Genomic DNA, 19,420 nt, shown 5'->3' with positions numbered 1-19,420 from the left:
GCCGCGCCGGCGGCAGGGCTTCGCCGCAAGGGGCCGCGCCGCGGGGTGGACCTGCCCGGGAACCGCCGCTCCCGGGCAGGTCCCCCGTCAGCCCGCGGCGAGGTCGCGGCGGCGCAGCCCGTACAGGCCGAGCATCGCCAGCGCCGCGGCGAGCACGGTCAGCACCACCGTGGCCACCGGGGCGAAGGACCCCAGCGGGTGCCAGGGCAGGTGGGACAGCACCGACGTGTTCACCAGCCAGTCCGGCAGGTTCATGTAGGACCCCAGCACCTGCATGAACCCGCTGTAGACGAGCACCGCCCAGGCCGCGTTCACGGCCCGCGGGGCGAGCCCGAGCAGCGCGGCCGGGACGGCGAGCAGCACCAGCACCTCGGGGGCGCGGATCAGGCTCGCCCAGGCGACCTCCCCCACGAGGCCGATCTCGCCGGTCGACAGGGCGGCGCCGACGCCGAGCGCGGCGCCGTACACCACCGGCAGGACGACCGCGGCGAGCGCGGTGACCAGCAGGGACGACCAATACCACGTCGATCTGCCGGTCGGCCCGGCCAGCACGGGAGCGATCCGGCCGCGCACCTCCTCCGCCCGCAGCCGGATGACCGACAGGACCGCGAAGACGCCGGTGTAGAGGGACCCCGTGAACACCATGAGGCTGATCCAGGCCCGCCCGAAGTCCGCGCCGGAGAAGATGGGGAGGTCGGTTTCCGCCATGCCCCCGGTCATGGCGCCCAGGACGAGGCCGACGGCGAGGAACGCGGCTCCCCACGCGAGGATGGCCGCCTTCTGGAGCCGCAGCGCGAGCGTGAACGGCGAGCGCAGCCAGGAGGGCGCCGACGCCCGGCCGGGGCGCGGGGCCACCAAGGCGGCGCCGAGATCCCTGCGGCTCGCCAGCGAGTAGGCGCCCGCGACGAGCAGCCCGGCGAGAACGGCCGAGAGGCCGAGCGGCCACCAGCGCTCCTCGCCCAGCACCCGGGTCTGCTGCGACCAGCCGATCGGCGACAGCCAGAACAGCGGGCCGCCCTCCCGGCTCTGCAGCGCCCCCGCGCCGCGCAGCAGCCACGCCGTGAAGAGCACGAGGCCCGCCAGCCCGTTCGCGCCCCGGGGGTGCTCGGTGACCTGGGCGGTGACCGCGGTGACCCCGGCGAACAGCAGCCCGGTCGCGGCCAGGGAGGCGCCGAACAGCAGGGCGCTGCCGGCGGGGAACCCGATGCTGATCGTCGCGGCGGTGGTCAGGGCCGCGAGCGCGGCGTTGCTGATCACGGCGACGATCAGCGCCGCGGTCAGCTGGGCGTGCCGGCCCACGACGGCCGCCCTGATGAGCTCGGCCCGGCCGGTCTGCTCCTCCGCCCGGGTGTGCCGGGTCATGAGCATCATGTTCATGATCGCGGCGGCCAGCAGGAACTCGACCCAGTAGGCGGCCAGGAAGTAGCTCTGCGTGCTGACCTCGCCGAACAGGGGCCCGCCGAGCACCCTCATGAAGGAGACGCGGATCATCTGCGAGGCCTCGGCCAGGGCCTCGGGCGTCGGGACGACCGCGTTGACGGCGGCGTAGTAGAAGCGCGGGACGAGGGCCGTGATGGCGACCAGCCAGAGGGTCAGCTTGATGCGGTCGCGGCGCAGCGCCAGCCGTACCATCGCGCCGGTGCCGGTCAGGTGGCTGCTCGCCGCCCTCGATCCGGTACGGCCGCGCGCCCGCGTCACCGTCGTGGTCATGCCGCCTCCTTGTGCGCGTAGTGCCGGAGCATGAGCTCCTCCAGCGTCGGCGGGTGGCTGACCAGCGAGTCGATGCCGAACGTGGTGAGGTGCCGGATGGCGGCGTCGAGGTGTTCGGCGTCCACGCCGAACCGCACGTTCCCGCCCTCGGTCTTCACGTCGTGTACGCCGGGCAGCCGGTCGAGGCCGGTCACCGGGGTGGCGGTCCCGGCCACGACCGTCGTCCGGGTCAGGTGCCGCAGCTGCGCCAGCGTCCCCGACTCCACGACCTTTCCGTCCCGGATGATGGTGACCCGGTCGGCGAGGGTCTCGACCTGGGCGAGGATGTGGCTGGACAGCAGGATGGTCCGGCCGGCGGCCTTGACCTCGGCGACGACCTGCTGGAACACCGCCTCCATCAGCGGGTCCAGCCCGCTCGTGGGCTCGTCGAGGATCAGCAGGTCCACGTCCGCGGAGAGGGCGGCGACGAGGGCGACCTTCTGGCGGTTGCCCTTGGAGTAGGTCCGCGCCTTCTTCTTCGGGTCGAGCTCGAACCGCTCGATCAGCTCGTTCCTGCGCCGCTCGTCGAGCCCGCCCCGCAGCCGGCCGAGCACGTCGATGGCCTCGCCTCCGGTGAGGTTGGGCCACAGCTCGACGTCGCCCGGCACGTACGCCAGCCGCCGGTGCAGCTCGACGGCGTCGGCCCAGGGGTCACCGCCCAGCAGCCTGGCGCTGCCGGAGGTGGCCCGGATCAGGCCCAGCAGGATGCGGATGGTGGTGCTCTTGCCCGCTCCGTTCGGGCCGAGATAGCCGTGCACCTCTCCGGGGTTCACGGTGAGGTCGAGCCCGTCGAGGGCGCGCGCCGGCCCGTAGGCCTTGACGAGGCCGGAAACGGCGATGGCTGGGGTCATGGGTTTCTCCGGATTGCAGGTCTGGTTGAGCCGGCGGCTCGGTCATCGGAGCGAGCCGGTGATGCGCGCGTCGAATTCGCGGTCCGGGAGGGATCTGCTGAGCCGCAGGAGGGCTTCGGCCTGCCAGCCCACGACGTAACGGGTCTCCGGCCGGTCCGACTCGACGGCCTCCCGGATCGTCGCCCCGACGACGGCGGGGTCGGTGGCCTGGTCGCTCTGGTGGCCCACCGGCGCCTCGGCGGCGCCCGCCATGGCCTCGGCCATCTGCCGGTAGGCCCCGTTCCCGGAGATCTCCCGCAGTTGCCGCGCGGTCCCGGCCTCGAAATCGGTCTTGATGATGCCGGGCTGGATGACGACGACGTCCACGCCGAACTGCGCGGTCTCCATGCGCAGCGAGTCGGAGAAGGCCTCCAGGGCGTGCTTGGAGGCGTAGTACCAGGCGCCGAGCGGGAAGGCCAGCTCGCCGCCGACCGAGGAGACGTTGACGATCGTGCCCGAGCCCCGCTCCCGCATCCCCGGCAGGACGAGCTGGGCCAGCCGGGCCGCGGCGAAGACGTTGACCTCGAACAGGTCTCGCGCCAGCGCCAGCGGCGTGTCCTCGACGGCGCCGTGGACGACGGCTCCCGCGTTGTTGACCAGGACGTCGATCCGTCCGTGTTCGTCCAGGACGGTGTCGACGGCCCGCTTCAGGTCTTCTTCCTTGGTCACGTCCATCGGCAGCGTGCGGCCTCCCGCGTCGCGCAGCGCCGCCATCCTGCCCACCCGCCGCGCCGCGCCGTACACGAAGTGGCCGGCGTGCAGGAGCTCGAGCGCGGTGGCGTGGCCGATGCCGGACGAGGCGCCGGTCACGAGGCATACTTTGGCAACCATGCCAGGGTCTCCTTGATGTTCACGCACGGGGAAAAGCTACGAATGCGTTCGCGGATTCGGCAAGTTGCGAACATCGTTTCCGCAGGTCAGAGCGGAGCAATTGGCGCAACGACAGTGTCGTCAAATGCAACAATCCCCGACGCGGTGTCGCAATCAGGTGCGCCGGAGGCGATACTTGCGCGTGACGATGACGTGCCGGGAGGGCGCATGCCAGGAGGCCACCTGACGTACGACGACCGCCGCAAGATCTCGGAGGGGCTGGCGGAAGGGCTCACCTACGCGGAGATCGCCCGTCGCCTGGGGCGGCCGAGGTCGACCATCGGCCGCGAGATCGCGCGCAACGGCGGCCCGCACGGCTACCACGCGGGCCGGGCGCAGCAGGCGACCGGATGGCGCGCCCGCCGCCGGCCCGCCGCGCCGGCGAGCACGGCCGCGGGGGGCGCGGTCAGGCGCGACCCCCAGGCGGTGCGGGAGTTCGAGGAGCGGCTCACGGCGACGTTCGGGGGCGTGCCGACGATGGCGGCCAGGGTGATGGCCTGCCTGTTCACCAGCGACACCGGCAATCTCACCGTCGCCGAGCTGACCGAGCGGCTGCGGGTCAGCCCCGCCTCGATCTCCAAGGGCGTCGGCTGGCTCGAACAGGTGGGGCTCGTCAGGCGCGAGCGGGACAACCGGCGCGAGCGCTACATCATCGACGCCGAGGTCTGGTACCGGGCGTGGCTGCTGGGCACCCGGTCGATGATGCTCTGGACCGAGACGGTCCGGGAGGGTGTCGACATTCTCGGCGCCGACACCCCGGCGGGCGTCCGGCTCGCGACCGCGAGCCGCTTCTTCGAGCTCATCAGCACCGACATGGCGCAGGCGGCCGAACACTACCGGCAGACCTTCGCGCCCACCGGGGACGTCCCGCGCTGACCACCGTACGAGATCGGGTGGACGCCCGCCTCAGACCGCGGCCCGGCCGCCGCCCGCCGCCCCCACGCCTTCGACGTGACCCACCGCCGGGCGGCGACCGGGGGGCGTCAGCGGGTGGATTCGCGGACCATCAGCTCGAAGGGCGCGGTGTGCTCGCCGGCCGGGCGTGACGGGTCCTGGATGCGGGCGGTCACCAGCTCGACCGCCTTCGCGGCCATCCACCGGTGGTCGGGGGCCACGGTGGACAGCGAGGGCACCATGTACGCCGCTTCCGGGATGTCGTCGTACCCGACGAGTCGGATGTCGCCGGGCACCCGGACACCGCGGTCGGCCAGGCCCCGGAAGACCCCCTGGGCGACGGTGTCGCTCACCGCGACCACGCCGTCCACCTCGCGGCCGGAGTCGACGAGCCGGTAGGCCGCCTCGCGGCCCGATTCGAGCGTCATCCCGCTGACGGGGAACAGCAGCGCCGGATCGGGGTCGAGGCCCCGTTCGGCGAGCCCGGCGAGGTAGCCCCGGTGGCGGCGCGTCACCACGTTGACGCCGTCGAGGGAGTCGCCGGTGACCATCGCGATCCGGCGGCAGCCGCGGTCGATCAGGTGCGTGGTCGCCGCCTTCGCGCCTTCCTCATTGGGCATGGCGACGTGGTCGAACCGCGCGGCGAAGTCCTGCTCGCCGAGCATCACGATCGGGTAGCCGCCGCCGGTCAGCCGCGAGTCCTGGGGGTCGATCCCGACCGCGCTGAGGATCAGCCCGTCGAACTGCATGGTGTACGAATGGGAGATCGCGTCGATCTCCCCGGCCGCGGCCGCGCCGGTCTGCTCGATCGCGACGTGGAAGCCGCGCCCCCGCGCCTCGGCGATCACGTGGGCGGCGAGCTGGCCGAAGTAGGGCCGGTCGATCTCGGGGACGGCCAGCCCGATGACGCCGGTCCGCCCGGATCTGAGGGTCCGGGCGGAGAGGTTGACGCGGTAGCCCGACTGGCGGATCGCTTCGAGCACGCGGCGGCGGACCTCGTCGCTGACTCCGGCGCGGTCGTTGATGACGTTGGAGACCGTCATCTTCGACACCCCGGACAACTTGGCGACGTCGCCCATGGTGACCATGCCACTCCTCAGGTCCTGCCCTCGGCCGGATCCGATCCGGCCGCTTCCGACTGTGGCCGCCGCTGGTTCGAGCCTACTGCGCCCCGCGAGGGCGCCGGTTATGCGACGTCGACCTGCACGGTGACGAAGGAGTGGGCGGGCAGGTGGACCCGCACCCGCGTACCGGTGACCGTGACCTGCTCGTGGGAGCGCGGGGCGACGGCGGCGGGCGCGTCGGGCGTGTTGTGGGTCTGCGGCGCCCCGGCGGTGAGGATCCGCGAGACGACCCCGCCGACGCTGCCGCCGCGCAGGTCGAGCTCGACGTCGGCCGCGCCGGCCGCGTCCAGGTTGGACAGCGAGACGAGCACCTTGTCGTCCTTGCGGCTCGCCGACAGCGAGACGGTCGCCAGCGCGTCCGGCCCCACCTCGCGGGTGGGCACCCCCGACAGGAGATCGACCCGCAGTGACGCGGCGTCCTGGTGCCCCTTGTTCATCTCGAACACGTGGTACGTCGGGGTGAGCACGAGCGCCCCGGAGTCCGGGTCGGTCAGGATCATGGCCTGGAGCACGTTCACCGTCTGGGCGATGTTGGCCATCACCAGCCGGTCGGCGTGGCGGTGGAAGATGTCGAAGTGCACGCTCGCCACCAGCGCGTCGCGCAGGGTGTTCTGCTGGTAGAGGAAGCCGGGGTTGGTGCCCGGCTCGACGTTCCACCACGTGCCCCACTCGTCCAGCACCAGGCCCACGTTCTTGCCGGGGTCGTAGCAGTCCATGACGTTGGAGTGGCCGGTGAGGAGCTCGTCGATGTGGGCGGCCTTGACCATGGTCCGGTAGTACTCGTCGGTGTCGAACACCGTGGCGTCGCCCTTGTCCTGCCACGTGCCCGGAATCGTGTAGTAGTGCAGCGACAGCGCCTGGTAGAAGGCCTGGGGCCGGTAGGCGCAGCCCAGGTCGCCGAGCTGCTTCATGAGCGTCTCGGTCCAGGTGTAGTCGTCGCTGTTGGCGCCGGCGGCGATGCGGTACAGCCGGTTGTCGCCGTGGTCGCGGCAGTAGGTGCCGTACCGGCGCGCCTCGGCGGCGTACTGCTGGGCGCTCATGTGCCCGCCGCACCCCCACGCCTCGTTGCCCAGGCCCCAGAAGCGCACCCGCCACGGCTCCTCGCGGCCGTTGGCCTTGCGCAGGCGGACCATCGGGGAGTCGCCGTCGCGGGTGAGGTACTCGACCCAGTCGCTCATCTCCTTGACCGTGCCCGAGCCGACGTTGCCGCTGATGTACGGCTCGGCGCCGAGCAGCTCGCACAGGGCCATGAACTCGTGGGTGCCGAAGTGGTTGTTCTCCTCGACGTTGCCCCAGTGCGTGTTCACCATCGCCGGGCGCTGCTTCTTCGGGCCGATGCCGTCCATCCAGTGGTACTCGTCGGCGAAGCAGCCACCCGGCCAGCGCAGGTTCGGGATGTTCAAGGCCCGCAGCGCTTCGACGACGTCCAGCCGGATCCCGCCCTCGTTCGGGACGTCGCTGTCCTCACCCACGTAGAAGCCGCCGTAGATGCACCGGCCCAGGTGCTCGGCGAAGTGGCCGTACACGTGCCGGTTGATCACGGGGCCCTTGACGTCAACGTTGAGCACGGCGGACACGACAGTGTCACTCATGGTTCACACCTTTTCTCGGTAAGCGGCGGCGGCTAATTTATCGATAAAGCAGCGCGTGGGAAAGTGCCTCTTTCTTGCCTGCCGGCTCGGGAATCCTCGCCCGCCCGCCTATGTGCGACCGGTCCCGCGATGCGTACGGTGAGGCCATGTGCGATCTGAACGCTGCGGAGACCCGCGAAATCATCGCATCACTCAGCGAGGTGACCGGTCTGTCCGGCCAGGTGACCACCCACATCGACGACATCGGCAAGACGTCGTACATGGACCACGAGAACCTGGCCGAGCTCCTCGCCGCGCTGCGCGACCGTGCCGAGGCGGCCAGGGAGTGGGTCGCGGCCAAGCCTCATCAGCACGCGGGCCACTGACCTGGGCGCCGGCCGGCCCTGAGGCCGGCCGGCACGCTTTCACGGTGCCGGTGACGGGGCCGGCCGGCGCGCTTTCACGGTGCCGTTGACGGGGCCGGCCGGCGCGGTTTCATGGTGCCGGTGACGCCACGGCGATGTGCGGGCGGCCGGTGATCGGGTGCGGGCTGATGTGCGCGCGCACGCCGAAGACCTCCTCGATGAACGCCGGGGTCAGCACCTCCAGGGGCGGGCCGTGCCCGGCGACCCGGCCGTCGCGCAGGACGACGACCTGGTCGGCGTAGGCGGCGGCCTGGTCGAGGTCGTGCAGGGCGGCCAGCAGGGTCAGGCCGAGCGAGCGGATCAGGTCCAGCAGCAGGAGCTGGGAGCCGACGTCCAGATGGTTGGTGGGTTCGTCGAGCACCAGGAGCGGCGCCTGCTGGGCCAGCGCGCGGGCGAGCAGCACGCGTTGCCGCTCCCCGCCCGACAGCGTCGTCATCAGCCGGTCGGCCGCCCAGGCCATGCCGACCCGTTCCAGCGCGGTGGCGACGGCCGCGCGGTCGGCGGCGTTCTCCCGGTCGAGCAGCCGCTGGTGGCTGTGACGGCCGGTGGCGACGACGTCGGCGGCGGACAGCCCGTCGGCGACCTGGCTGTGCTGGGGCAGCACGGCGCGGTGGCGGGCGGCCTGGCGGGGCCGCATCCCCCACAGGTCCTGCCCGTCGAGCCGGACCACGCCGCCGGACGGGCGCAGCGACCGGTAGACGGTGCGCAGCAGGGTGGACTTGCCGCTGCCGTTCGGCCCGATGAGCGCGACGAACTCGCCCGGCCCCGCCGTCAGGCTCACGTCCTCGACGATGGGGCGGGCGTCGATGCGGGCGCTGACGCCGGCCAGGTCAAGCCGCATCGGTGCCTCCACTCGATCGGCGGCGCAGCAGCCACAGGAAGAACGGCACGCCGAGCCCGGTGGTGAAGATGCCCACCGGCAGCTCGTTCGGCCGGTCGGCGATCCGCGCCGCCAGGTCCACCAGCACCAGGAACAGCGCCCCGGCCAGCAGCGACACGGGTAGCACGCGACGGTGGTCGGCCCCCACGACGAACCTGGCCATGTGCGGGATCATCAGCCCGATGAACCCGATGCCGCCGACCACGCTGACCACGGTGGCCGTCAGCAGCGAGCCGGCCACGAGCAGCCCGATCCGCAGCACCGCCACCGGCACGCCGACGGCGATGGCGGCCTCCTCGCCGGCCAGCAGCGCGTTCAGCGCGCGGGCCTGCAGGGACAGCCAGGCCAGGCAGCAGACGACGATCAGGGCGGGCACGCCCAGGTCGGCCCAGGACGCGCCGGCGACGCTGCCCATCAGCCAGAACATCATGCCCTGCAGCTCGGTCGGGTTGAGCTGGAGCTGCACGAACGTGGTGGCCGCCGCGCACAGGTAGCCGACGGCGACGCCGGTCAGCACCAGCCAGGAGTCCAGCAGCCGGCCCGCGCGCTGCGCCAGCACGTACACCAGCAGCGCCGACAGCAGGGCGGCGGCGAAGGCGGCCCCAGTGATTCCGAGCGTGCCGGCGAGTACGGCGCTGCCCAGCGCGGGGACCAGCACGGCCCCGAGCGAGGCGGCCGACGACACGCCCAGCACGTACGGGTCGGCGAGCGGGTTGCACCAGGGACTGCAGCGCGACCCCGGCCACCGACAGGCCGGCCCCGGCGAGCGCCGCCAGCAGCGCCCGAGGGGTGCGCAGGTCCCAGACGACCTGGCTGAGCAGCGGATCGGCCTGCCCGCCGCGCCCGGTCAGGTGGGCCCAGACCACGCCCCAGACCTGGCCGAGCGAAAGGTTCACCGAGCCGACGGAGATGCCTGCCACCAGGGCCGCGACCAGCGCGACGACCAGGGCGGCCAGCAGCAGCCCGGTGGCGGGCCCGGAGACGAGGTGCGGGCGCCGCGACGGCGCGGCCCTGGTGACCGGTGCGGGTGTGAGGGTGTCAGTCACCGGGGTGGACCACCTTGGAGAGCTTCTCCACGGCCACGGCGTTGAGCGGGCCGAGATACACCCCGTCGGAGACCACCGCGTACGTCCTGGACTTCGACGCGGCCCAGTGCGGGTAGGCGGCGAACAGCTTGGCCGCCTCCGCCTCGGGCCGCTCGTCCGGCGTGAACTGCCCGACCACGAGCACGTCCACCTGGGCGGTGGCGAGCTGCTCGGTGTTGAGGGTGCGGGTGGTGTCCGAGCTCTGCCCGGCGAAGGCGTTGACGCCGCCGGCGGCCTTGATCACATCGTCGTAGATGCCGCCGGTCATCACGGCGGGCAGCCCGTTGGCGTTCATCATGGCCATGCCGGGATAGGCGATGAGGACCTTCTTGGCGGGCCGGCCCGCGACCCGCGCCCGTACGGCCTCGACGCGGGCGCGCAGCTTGCCGATCAGGTCGAGGGCGCGGTCCTCGACGTCGAAGACGCGCCCCAGCAGCGCGATGAACTCCAGCGAGGAGTTGATCGACTGGTTGCGGTAGGCGCGCTTCTCCTCCTCCGTGGCCTCGGGCTTGCCCATCGCACAGTTGACCGGGTTGACCAGCGAGGTGATCCCGGCGGCGGCGAGCTGCTCGCGGGTGGCGAAGCCGTTCTTGGCGTCGAACCCGCCGGACCAGGTGGACACCACCAGGTCCGGCTTGAGCTTGAGCACCTGCTCGGCGGGGACGTCGAAGTTCTTGTTCATCGTCAGCCCGCCGGTCGGCAGCGCCTTGATCCTGCCGATCATCGAGGGGTCGTCAGAGACGCCGTAGCTCTGGGCGTTGGCCAGGACGCTCTTGTCCAGGCCGAGCATGATGAAGCTCTCCACCTCGGCCACGCTGGTGCCGTTGAGGATCAGCACGCGCTGCGGCGGGCGCTGGAAGGTGACCTTCGTGCCGCAGTTGTCGAAGGTCAGGGGGTAGCCGGACGTGGTGGGGACGGCGGCGGCCGCGCTCTGCGGGCCGCCGGGGTCGCCGCAACCGGCCGCGGTCAGGGCCACCAGGGCGCAGAGCGCTGCGGCCAGCGGGCGGCGTACATGACAAGGGTTCATCGATGATGCTCTCTTCGAGGTCGAGTCTGAAGGCACGCGAGACCGGCGCCGGTCACGACGGTGACCGGCGCATCGCGGCAACCGGGCGGCGCCACGGCACGCCCGGTGTCGGGAAAAAAGGGAACGGGGAACGGCGCCCGGAACCGGCACAGACGGCCGGCACGGCCGACACAGATGGCCGACACAGATGGCCGACACAGACGACCGGCACAGACGACCGGCACAGACGACCGGCACAGACGGCCGGCTCAGACGGCCGGCGCCGGGTCAGGCGATCCCTGCGTGCGCTCCAGGAGGTGCCCGCCCCGCGAGGGCATACCGGAGGAAGGCGCGAATCGGCGGGGTCTCGTCCTCACCCGCGTACGCGATCGGCTTCGGTCCGGTGGCCGTACACCCGGCCACCGTGAAAACCAGGACCAGCAGCGGGCGCAGCACCCGTCCGGCCACCTGCCGGACCAGGGCGCACAGGCCCGACTCGACCCACCGCAACCAGGCGGAGGTCACCAGCACGCCCAGCGCGTGCATGACCAGCATCCCGAAGCTCGTGGAGCCTCCGTGATGGAGCTGCGCCACGCCCGGGACGGCCCCGAGGGAGGCCATCGCGTGGTGGGCGGCGCCCTGACTCAGCAGGACGTGCAGGACGACCTGCGACAGGGCCGTCGCGGGCAGGATGGCGCCCAGGCTGCGCTCACGCCCGGTCAGGGCCAGCGCGACCGGCAGCAGGAGCAGAAAGCCGCCCAGTGTCGACACCGCGTCGAAGTAGCCCCCGCCCGCCAGGTGCCCGAGCATGGCCAGGGCGGCGCACGTGGCGGCGAAGCTCGCCGCGCGCACCCACCGCACCACCGACAACGGACCCATCGCGGACAGATCTTCGCACACCTGCGCCGCCGTCCTCAGATCAGCCGCCGTCCTCAGATCAGCCGCCGTCTTCAGATCAGCCATCGTCTTCGGATCAGCCGCCGTCTTCAGATCAGCCGCCTCTCGCCGCGGACGGTCAGGAGGCCACCTTGTATCCCGCCTCGACGATCGCCGCGCGCACCTGCGACTCCTCCAGCAGCGGGCCTCCGCTCACGGTGACGCGGCCCCCCAGCACGTCCACCTCCACCCGCTCGACGCCCCGCAGTGGCAGGACCTGCGCCCGGATGGTCGAGGCACTGCAGCCACAGCTCATTCCCGTAACCGCAACGGACAGGGTCATTGGCGCGAACCTTTCCCGTAAACCACCAGACGCGCTCATGGCTCGCCTTTAGGGGAGATACGCGGGTTCCGGCCGCCGGGTTCAAACGACACGCAATATTTTTATGATCCAAATTCCGCATATACGAATGCACGCTCACATGGCACTATGACCGGGTGCATGTCGGCCGGCCCTTCTTGCGCGCAATACGCGCCGCGGTGTTCGCGGCGGTCTGCGTGCTGGTTTCGGCTGCCCTGCACGGACTGGCCGGCGGCGATCCGGTGCGCGCGGGCACGTTGCTCGGCGCGCTCGCCCTGACCTGGACGGGCGCGTTCCTGCTCGCCGGCCGCCAGCGCGGCATGGAGGTGCTGCTCGCGGCCTGCTTCGCCGCCCAGTACGGCATGCATCTCCTGTTCGGCGCGGGCCGCGCCGACGTGCCGCCGCCTCATGAGCACGCTTCGGGCGTGGGCATGTTCCTGGTGCACGCCATGACGGCGGTCATCTCGGCCTGGTGGCTGGCGCGGGGCGAGTCCGCGCTGGCCGCGCTGCTCCATCTCGCCGTCGCCTCCGTCGGCCGCTGGTGGGGCGTCCTGTCGGTCCTGACGGGCGGGCCGGTCGAGCCGGGCCCGTACGGTGGCCGGCCCGCGGCGTGGGGCTACCACGACGTCTTCCTCCAGCGCCTGTTCGCGGCGGCGAACTTCCGGCGGGGCCCGCCGGCGCGTCTCTCCCTCAGCTGATCCCTTTTCGGGCCTGCGGCCCGTGTTCCGCCACGCCCTGTGTACGGCCTGGCGGACCTCGAACCTTTGCCGAGAGCGCGCGCGCCCGTGTCGCGTCGCGCTGTGAGTGGAGAAACGCCTGATGACCTCGACCGCCGACGTCAGCAACACCGTCGATCACGCCCCGCCGCCGTCCCGTGAGCGGACCGCCTGGGCCGCGCTGCGCCCGCTGGTGCTGCGGCTGCACTTCTACGCGGGCGTCCTCATCGCCCCCTTCCTGCTCGTGGCCGCGTGCACCGGACTGATGTACGCCGCCTCGTACCAGATCGAGCAGGTCGTCTACCAGCACGAGCTCACCGCGCCCGCCAGCCAGACCAGCCTGCCCCTCAGCGCGCAGGTCGCGGCGGCCCGCGCGGTCCACCCCCAGGGCACCGTCGCGGCGGTCCGGCCCGGCGCCGAGCCGGGAGAGACCACCCGCGTGCTGATCAACGAGCCGGGGCTGGCCGAGAGCACCCAGCTGGCGGTCTTCGTGGACCCCTCCACCGGCCAGGTGCGCGGCACGCTGGAAAGTTACGGCAGCTCCGGAGCGCTGCCCGTACGCGCCTGGATCTCCACCCTCCACCGCCAGCTCCACCTGGGCGAGCCCGGACGGATCTACAGCGAGCTGGCCGCCAGCTGGCTGTGGGTGGTCGCGCTCGGCGGCCTGGCCCTCTGGGTGGCCCGGCGCCGCCGCAACCGACGCCACCTCATCGTCCCCGACCGCGCCGCGAGCGGGCTGCGCCGCACGCTGTCGTGGCACGGCTCGATCGGCCTGTGGGCGGTGCTCGGCCTGCTGTTCCTGTCCGCCACCGGCCTGACCTGGTCCAAGTACGCCGGAGCCAACGTCGACGAGCTGCGCGCGGCGCTCGACTGGACGACGCCGTCGATCGACGTCTCGGGCGGCGACCACGCCGCGCACACCGCGACCGCGGGACACCATGCCGGTGGGGCCGACGTCGGGGTGGACCGCGTCGCCCAGGCGGCCGCCGCCAAGGGGCTGTCCGGCCCGCTGGAGATCACCTGGCCCGCCAAGGCCGGCGCGCCCTACCTGGTGAAGGAGATCGACAAGACCGCGCCCACCCGCCTGGACCAGGTCGCCGTCGACGCCACCTCCGGCCAGGTGACCGCCGAGCTGCGCTTCGCCGACTACTCGCCGGCCGCCAAGCTCGCCCGGTGGGGCATCGACGGACACATGGGGCTGCTGTTCGGCCTGGTCAACCAGGTCCTCCTGGCGCTCCTGGCCATCGGGCTGATCGCGCTGATCGTGCTCGGCTACCGCATGTGGTGGCGGCGCCGGCCCACCCGCGGCTTCGGCAAGCCGTACGCCCGGGGCGGCTGGCGGAACGTGTCCTGGGCCCTGCTGGCGCCGCTCGCTCTGCTGGCCGTGGCCGTCGGGGTCTTCCTGCCGCTGATGGGCATCTCGCTGGCGGCGTTCCTGGTGATCGACGTCCTGCTCGGGCTGCGCGCCCGGCTGGGCTCTCAGTCGTGATCCTTCGAGCGCCAGGGCAGGAACAGGCCGGACCCGCACATCAAGACCGCGACCAGGAACAGGCCCGCCCGCGTGCCGAGCGCGCTCGCGACCAGGCCGCCGAAGGCGATGAAGAGCGGCTGGGTGACGTTGGTGGCGAAGATCCAGAGCGTCGACACCCTGGCCAGCAGGTGGTCCGGGGTGCCGAGCTGGCGGTAGGTCGTCATGGTGGAGTTCGCCAGGCCGGAGAAGAACAGCACGCCCGCGAAGCCGAACCCGCAAAGGAGCAGGCCGGCGGTGCCGGGTGAGGCCAGCGGGATGAGCGCGTACCAGGGGCCGCGCCACAGGCTCACCCACCACAGGCCGCGGACCAGGCCGACCCGCCTGCTCACCCTCGGCGCGAGCCGCGCGCCGAGGAGGCCGCCGAGCGAAGGGAGCCCCATGAGCAGGCCGTACTGCCAGGGGGTGAACCCCAGGTCGCGCAGGTAGAACAGCGAGCTCAGCGGCGTCGCCATCGCACTCGCGCCGGCGAAGACGAGCCAGCTCGCGAACATGCGCCGCAGCACCGGATGCCCGCGTACGAAGCTCCACCCGGCGAACAGCTCCGCGCGCCGGGAGGGGCTCGGCTCGCGCGCGGGCGGCGGCGGCTCGGGCGTGCGCAGCGACCGGATCGACCAGGCGCTCAGGACGAACGACACGGCGTCGACGATCAGCGCGCCGGCCGCCGACAGGACGCCGATGAGCGGACCCGCCAGGGACGGGCCGACCAGCACGCTCAGCCAGCGGGTCGATTCCAGGCGGCTGTTGGCGCTCATGAGCCTCTCGGCGGGGACGAGAGCCTTGAGATGCGCCTGCGCCGCCCCGGACGAGGCGATCTGGCCGGCGGCGTTGCCCAGAGCGGCGACGCAGAGGTGCGCGAATGTCAGCAGCCCGGAGAACGCCGCGAGCGGAATGCTGAACAGCAAAATACATCTGCCGATATCTGACCAGATCATGACCGGGCGTTTGGCCCGGAATTCGATATACCGCCCGGCGGGAAATGCGACGAAGACAATTGTGACCGCCTGAATCACCGACAACAGGGCGACCTGGAAAGCCGAGGCGTCCAGCACGGTGATGGCGACCACGGGCAGTGCGACCATGCTCACCGCCGAGCCCAGCTGGCTCACCGTCGTCCCCGCCCACAGGCGCCGGAAGTCCCTTTCGCCGGCGAGGTCCCGGGTCATATCACGGCGCAAAATGCCTCCTTCAGCGATCATCATCGCCGACGGATCGGCGTGCCGCCAACGGTGCGGGCACGCCGATCCACGGCGATCAGCCGCGGTCGGGGTGGGGCTTGCGACGCGCGGCGAACAGGACGGCGGCGCCGCCTGCGAGGACCACCGCCAGCGCCGCCCACAGCCATCCGGGCAGCCCCGACGTGCCGCCGGCCCGGGTGGCCGCCGCCGGCGAGGAGGAGGAGGAGGAGGAGGCGAGCTGGGATGAGGCGGGCTGGGCGGAGGCGGGCTGGGCGGAGGCGGGCTGGGCGGAGGCGGGCTGCGGCTCGGGAGAGCTCGCCGGGGTGGGCGTCTCAGTATGCGTCTCGGTGGGCGTCTCCTCCGAGGGGCTGGGCGAGGGGGCCGGGGCGGTGATGGTGAAGGCGAGCTCGCCCTGGATCGGGTGGCCGTCGGAGGAGACCACGCGCCAGGCGATCCGGTAGCGGCCCTCCGGCAACGCGTCGGTGGGCCGGGCGAAGACCTTGTTGCCCTGAACGCGTGGCTTGTTGAGCGGGACCGGCTTACCGCCGGGACCGTCGAGCACGATGGTGGGCAGCTGCATGTGCGAGGTGAATTCGAGCTCGATCGTCTCCAGGCTCTTCAGCTCGGCCCGGTCGGTCGGGTTGCTGGCCTTGAGACGGTCGTGGGCCAGGGCGGCGGGGGAGGTCAGGAGCAGCACGAGTACGGCGCCGACGGCCGGAACGAGGGCACGCCGAAGGAAGGTCATGGGTGAACTCCGAAGTCACGGGTCCCGGCTGCACGCCGGAGAAGGTCATGGCGCCTGTCGGAGAGGCACCGGATCAGGCGTTTGTCGGGGAGGGGCCGGATCAGGCGTTCGCGGGCCCGCAGGTCAGCCACAGGCCGCCGGGAAGGCCGGTCAGCCACAGGCTGCCGGGAAGACGGGTCAGCCGTGCGCCGCCGGCAAGGCCGGTCAGCCACAGGCCGCCAGGAAGACGGGTCAGCCGTGCGCCGCCGGCAAGGCCGGTCAGCCACAGGCCGCCGGGAAGACGGGTCAGCCGTGCGCCACCGGGAAGGCCGGTCAGCCGCGAGCTGCCGGAAAGACGGGGCAGCCGCGCGCCGCCGGGAAGGCGGGCGGTCCGCGACGCGGCACGACGACGGCGAGCAGGGCGGGGACGCGAGTGACCGGCTCCCGCCGCACCGGCGCGGACCGGGAACGCCCGATGACCGCGAGCGGCGCCAGGACGGTGATCGCGGCCGCGAGCAGGGTACGCACGCCTGCCGCGCACACGGCGTTCAGGTGCAGCAGCATCGCCAGGGCCAGCTCGCCACGCGCCAGTCACCAGCTCGAGCACATCGCCGCGGCCAGGTGGATCATCGGCATGGCGAGCCCAGGGCCGTGCTCGTGGCCGGAGGAGAAGACGGGGCTCACCGGAGAAGCGCCCGAGAAGAGCTGGTGCAGGCCGTACTGGCACACCGCGCACAGGGCCAGCAGCTCCGGCCATTCACGCCGGCGACCGGCCAAGAGGTAGGCACCGGCCCAGATCGCCGCCGTCGCCGCCGCGAGCCCGCCCGGCCGCATCCCGCCTCCGCCCACCAGCACGTGCAGGGCGGCGGAGGCCAGCACGCAGCCAGCCGCGAACACCGCCGCGCGCAGCGCGCGGATCGCGGGATGGCCGACATGCACGCCGCCATGCTGCCAGAGCACACCCCCACCGTCAGGACATTCAGCGCATCTCCGAACAAATACCATCGATTTTGTCCAGACCAACCGGCTCATGCTCTGCGGGGGCGCCTACGGCAGCCCGGGGGTGCTGCTGACGCAGGGATCGGCCCGGCCGACGAGCTGCGCAGCGTTCGGCGTGCGCCCCTGCCTCGATCTCCCCGGCGTCGGCCGCAACCTGCCCGACCATCCCACCCTCGATCTGCGCTTCGCGGCGAGCGACGAGCTGGCGCGCCAGCTCACCGCGTACGGAAGGCTGCGGCCGGTGCCGGTCGAGCAGGTCATCGGCAAGACCCGCTCGACCGGCGGCCATGCCCTGTACGACCTGCCCCTCCTCCCGCAGACCACCCGCACCGACAACGACTGGACCTGCGTGCTCCCCGCCGCCTGCCTCACCCCGCGCTCCCAGCGCCACCCTCCGGCTCTCCTCCCCCGGCCCCAGCGCCAAACCCGTCACCGAGCACGCCCACCTGGCGAACGACAGCGACCTGCCGGCACTGCGCCACAGCATCGGCCTGCGCCGGAGCATGACCGCTTTCCCGGCGACGGCGCCCCCTGCTCGGAGCGTCACTGCTCGGAGCGTCACTGCTCGGAGCGTCACTGCTCGGAGCGTCACTGCTCGGAGCGTCACTGCTCGGAGCGTCACTGCTCGGAGCGTCACTGCTCGGAGCGTCGCTGCTCAGGCAACGCTGGACGAGTTCAGCGGGCCGGCGCTGGACGAGTTCAGTGCCGGCCCGCGAGCCGCGATGCGCGGCCGCCGCCCACTACTGGCACCCGGTGGGCACCTGCGCGCTCGGCTCCGACCCGGCGGCGGGCGTCGGGGTGGACGGCACCGGACGCGTGCACGGCAGCGACAACCTGTGGGTCATCGATGCCTCGATCATGCCGGTGATCCCGCGCGCCACCACGAACCTCCCGGTCGTCGCGCTCGCCGAGCACCTCGTCCGCACGCTCGCCTGAGGGCCGCCCGGATCGGGGTGGACGCCGCGCGGGTCTTGGGCGTGGCGTCGCCGACCGTGGGTCCGCTGTCTATAAAGTGACCCGCGCGTCGAACGGCACGGCGTCCGACGCTCTGACCAGGCGTTATCCCCCGAAACGGGACACACTCGGGTGTGGTCGTGGAGTGGGGCCGATCGTGAGGGGATGCCGATGCTCGACCAGATGACCGCCGGCGAGCCACAGGCCGGCACGGACGATCTGGACCTGACCGAAGCTGGTGTCGTCGGCGTCACGATCGTCTGGGCCGACAACAACGGCATCCCCAGGTCGCGCACGGTGCCCGTCGGTCAGTTCGGCGCGGCCGTCGAGCGGGGGGTGGGTGTCACGCCGCTGTTCGCGGTGTTCGACTCCCACGACGGCATCACCTTCGGGCATCCCCCGCTGGGCACCCCCTCGGGCGACATCCGGCTGATACCGGTCGCCGACCGGCTGGTCCGGCTCGCCGGTCAGCCCGGGTTCGCGTGGGTGCCGGGACGGCAGGTCGGGGCAGATGGTTCGGCGTGGCCGTACGACCAGCGCGGCGTGCTGGAGCGCCAGGTCTCCCGGGCTGCGGCTCTCGGGCTGGACTTCCTGGCCGGCTACGAGATGGAGTTCCACCTCAGCCGGGCGGAGGGGGGCGACGGCGACGACGTACGCCCCGTCTACGAGGGGCCTTCCTACGGGCCGGCCAAGATGCTGGCCGTCGACGCCTTCGCCGAGCAGCTGCTGCGGGACCTCGACCGCAACGGCGTGCCCGTCGGCCAGTTCCACGGGGAGTACGGCCCGGGGCAGTTCGAGTTCAACATCGCGCCCGCCGACCCGGTGACCGCCGCCGACCGGCAACTGCTGGCCCGGCAGACCGTACACGCGGCCGCCCGCGCCCATGGCCTGCGGGCGAGCTTCGCCCCCTTGGTCACCCTCGGGCAGGTGGGCAACGGCTGGCATCTGCACACCTCGCTGTACCGCGCCGGGACGAACCTGCTGTCCGGCGGCGACGGACCCGCGGGCATGACCGCCGACGGCGGCGCCTACCTGGCCGGCCTGCTGCGCGACCTGCCCGCCGTCGTGGCCGTCACCGCGCCCAGCCTGTCCTCGCTGCAGCGGCTGCGGCCCGGTTACTGGTCCGGCGCGTACACGTTCTGGGGCGTGGAGAACCGGGAGGCGGCGCTGCGGCTCGTACCGGCCACTCCCCTGCTCGGCGCCGGGCACGCCAACATCGAGCTCAAGCCGTCGGACGCCTCGGCCAACCCGTACCTCGCGCTCGCCACCGTGATCGCCGCGGGCCTCGCCGGCATCGAGGACGGTCTCACACCCCCAGACCCGGTGCAGGAGGACCCCGGCACCTGGACCGACGAACGGCGGGCCGAACGCGGCATCCGCCGGCTGCCCACCACCGTCGAGGAGCAGCTCGGCGCGCTGCTGACCAACGAGCGCATCCGGTCCGCGCTGGGCGAGGAACTGGCCGACGCCTTCCGCGCGGTACGCGTCTCGGACGCCGCCCGGGCAGCCGACCGCGACGCGGCGGACGTGGTCCGCTCCTATCGCTGGCTGTACTGAGCCGCCGCGTGGCCGGATACCTGGAGTGAACAG

At 72.4% G+C, this 19,420-nt stretch carries 20 protein-coding genes and 1 pseudogene; 6 read left to right on the top strand and 15 right to left on the bottom strand.

All coding sequences use genetic code 11. The features are described from left to right. Positions 1-87 precede the first annotated feature (87 nt). From H4W80_RS57700 to H4W80_RS57690, 3 genes are read right to left on the bottom strand one after another with little or no spacing between them, the layout of a single operon-like run. Entirely contained in the window at positions 88-1,710 is a 1,623-nt protein-coding gene (locus H4W80_RS57700) for an ABC transporter permease (protein ID WP_192792778.1), read from the bottom strand. Next, entirely contained in the window at positions 1,707-2,600 is an 894-nt protein-coding gene (locus tag H4W80_RS57695; RefSeq protein WP_192792777.1) for an ABC transporter ATP-binding protein, read from the bottom strand. Before H4W80_RS57695 ends, H4W80_RS57700 begins: the two co-directional genes overlap by 4 nt. Positions 2,601-2,642: 42 nt before the next feature. Next, positions 2,643-3,470 (bottom strand): oxidoreductase, encoded by an 828-nt coding sequence (locus H4W80_RS57690; RefSeq protein ID WP_192792776.1) that lies wholly within the window; start codon positions 3,468-3,470, stop codon positions 2,643-2,645. A 207-nt stretch (positions 3,471-3,677) separates the two neighbouring features. On the opposite strand from H4W80_RS57690, the gene H4W80_RS57685 reads away from it, so the two are divergent. Continuing rightward, a complete protein-coding gene (locus tag H4W80_RS57685) occupies positions 3,678-4,385 on the top strand; it encodes a helix-turn-helix domain-containing protein (RefSeq protein ID WP_192792775.1) in 708 nt (235 codons plus the stop codon). Between the two features lie 107 nt (positions 4,386-4,492). On the opposite strand, the gene H4W80_RS57680 is transcribed toward H4W80_RS57685, so the two are convergent. Both H4W80_RS57680 and H4W80_RS57675 read right to left on the bottom strand, forming a co-directional pair. Beyond that, on the bottom strand, positions 4,493-5,491 hold the full coding sequence (locus tag H4W80_RS57680) for a LacI family DNA-binding transcriptional regulator (RefSeq protein ID WP_225964268.1): 999 nt from the start codon (positions 5,489-5,491) through the stop codon (positions 4,493-4,495). Between the two features lie 98 nt (positions 5,492-5,589). Continuing rightward, positions 5,590-7,119, bottom strand: coding sequence for an alpha-N-arabinofuranosidase (locus H4W80_RS57675; RefSeq protein ID WP_192792774.1), 1,530 nt, complete (start codon positions 7,117-7,119; stop codon positions 5,590-5,592). A 146-nt stretch (positions 7,120-7,265) separates the two neighbouring features. Here H4W80_RS57675 and H4W80_RS57670 point away from each other — a divergent pair, with 146 nt between their 5' ends. Next, positions 7,266-7,484, top strand: a complete 219-nt coding sequence (locus H4W80_RS57670) for a hypothetical protein (RefSeq protein ID WP_192792773.1) — start codon at positions 7,266-7,268, stop codon at positions 7,482-7,484. Positions 7,485-7,593: 109 nt separating this feature from the next. Here H4W80_RS57670 and H4W80_RS57665 read toward each other — a convergent pair whose 3' ends face one another. The 6 genes and pseudogenes from H4W80_RS57665 to H4W80_RS57645 form a co-directional block, all read right to left on the bottom strand. Further along, on the bottom strand, positions 7,594-8,364 hold the full coding sequence (locus H4W80_RS57665; protein WP_192792772.1) for an ABC transporter ATP-binding protein: 771 nt from the start codon (positions 8,362-8,364) through the stop codon (positions 7,594-7,596). Continuing rightward, positions 8,354-9,088, bottom strand: coding sequence for a FecCD family ABC transporter permease (locus tag H4W80_RS57660; RefSeq protein WP_378525921.1), 735 nt, complete (start codon positions 9,086-9,088; stop codon positions 8,354-8,356). The genes H4W80_RS57665 and H4W80_RS57660 overlap by 11 nt, the downstream gene beginning before the upstream one ends. Positions 9,089-9,179: 91 nt before the next feature. After that, positions 9,180-9,299, bottom strand: a pseudogene (locus H4W80_RS64890) (iron ABC transporter permease); the annotation flags it as partial. A gap of 142 nt (positions 9,300-9,441) precedes the next feature. Then, the gene (locus H4W80_RS57655) at positions 9,442-10,515 is read right to left on the bottom strand and encodes an ABC transporter substrate-binding protein (RefSeq protein WP_192792771.1); all 1,074 of its coding nucleotides are present in this window, start codon (positions 10,513-10,515) and stop codon (positions 9,442-9,444) included. 267 nt (positions 10,516-10,782) lie between these two features. Then, positions 10,783-11,457, bottom strand: coding sequence for a hypothetical protein (locus tag H4W80_RS57650; RefSeq protein WP_192792770.1), 675 nt, complete (start codon positions 11,455-11,457; stop codon positions 10,783-10,785). Positions 11,458-11,509: 52 nt separating this feature from the next. Next, positions 11,510-11,713: a heavy-metal-associated domain-containing protein gene (locus H4W80_RS57645; protein WP_185073602.1), complete on the bottom strand. Its 204-nt coding sequence runs from the start codon at positions 11,711-11,713 to the stop codon at positions 11,510-11,512. Between the two features lie 176 nt (positions 11,714-11,889). Between H4W80_RS57645 and H4W80_RS57640 the strand changes: the two genes are divergently transcribed. Both H4W80_RS57640 and H4W80_RS57635 read left to right on the top strand, forming a co-directional pair. Beyond that, positions 11,890-12,429: a hypothetical protein gene (locus tag H4W80_RS57640; RefSeq protein WP_192792769.1), complete on the top strand. Its 540-nt coding sequence runs from the start codon at positions 11,890-11,892 to the stop codon at positions 12,427-12,429. Positions 12,430-12,550: 121 nt separating this feature from the next. Continuing rightward, on the top strand, positions 12,551-13,936 hold the full coding sequence (locus H4W80_RS57635) for a PepSY-associated TM helix domain-containing protein (protein WP_192792768.1): 1,386 nt from the start codon (positions 12,551-12,553) through the stop codon (positions 13,934-13,936). Here H4W80_RS57635 and H4W80_RS57630 read toward each other — a convergent pair. The 4 genes from H4W80_RS57630 to H4W80_RS57615 all read right to left on the bottom strand — a co-directional run bounded on the left by H4W80_RS57630 (position 13,927) and on the right by H4W80_RS57615 (position 16,837). Then, entirely contained in the window at positions 13,927-15,153 is a 1,227-nt protein-coding gene (locus tag H4W80_RS57630) for an MFS transporter (protein ID WP_225964267.1), read from the bottom strand. The genes H4W80_RS57635 and H4W80_RS57630 overlap by 10 nt on opposite strands. A gap of 76 nt (positions 15,154-15,229) precedes the next feature. After that, positions 15,230-15,898 carry a copper resistance CopC family protein gene (locus H4W80_RS57625; RefSeq protein ID WP_192792767.1) on the bottom strand — a complete coding sequence of 223 codons (669 nt, stop codon included), beginning with the start codon at positions 15,896-15,898 and terminating at the stop codon, positions 15,230-15,232. Positions 15,899-16,210: 312 nt separating this feature from the next. After that, entirely contained in the window at positions 16,211-16,441 is a 231-nt protein-coding gene (locus tag H4W80_RS57620) for a hypothetical protein (protein WP_192792766.1), read from the bottom strand. A gap of 27 nt (positions 16,442-16,468) precedes the next feature. Further along, on the bottom strand, positions 16,469-16,837 hold the full coding sequence (locus H4W80_RS57615) for a hypothetical protein (protein WP_192792765.1): 369 nt from the start codon (positions 16,835-16,837) through the stop codon (positions 16,469-16,471). 741 nt (positions 16,838-17,578) lie between these two features. On the opposite strand from H4W80_RS57615, the gene H4W80_RS57610 reads away from it, so the two are divergent. Both H4W80_RS57610 and H4W80_RS57605 read left to right on the top strand, forming a co-directional pair. Then, positions 17,579-17,812 (top strand): GMC family oxidoreductase, encoded by a 234-nt coding sequence (locus H4W80_RS57610; RefSeq protein WP_318787555.1) that lies wholly within the window; start codon positions 17,579-17,581, stop codon positions 17,810-17,812. Between the two features lie 183 nt (positions 17,813-17,995). Next, positions 17,996-19,387, top strand: coding sequence for a glutamine synthetase family protein (locus H4W80_RS57605; RefSeq protein ID WP_225964266.1), 1,392 nt, complete (start codon positions 17,996-17,998; stop codon positions 19,385-19,387). Positions 19,388-19,420: the final 33 nt, after the last annotated feature.

This window comes from Nonomuraea angiospora (genome assembly GCF_014873145.1).
Taxonomy (GTDB): Bacteria; Actinomycetota; Actinomycetes; order Streptosporangiales; family Streptosporangiaceae; genus Nonomuraea; species Nonomuraea angiospora.
The sequence above is the reverse complement of the archived record's forward strand: the minus strand, read 5'-3'. Positions and strand labels throughout refer to the sequence as shown.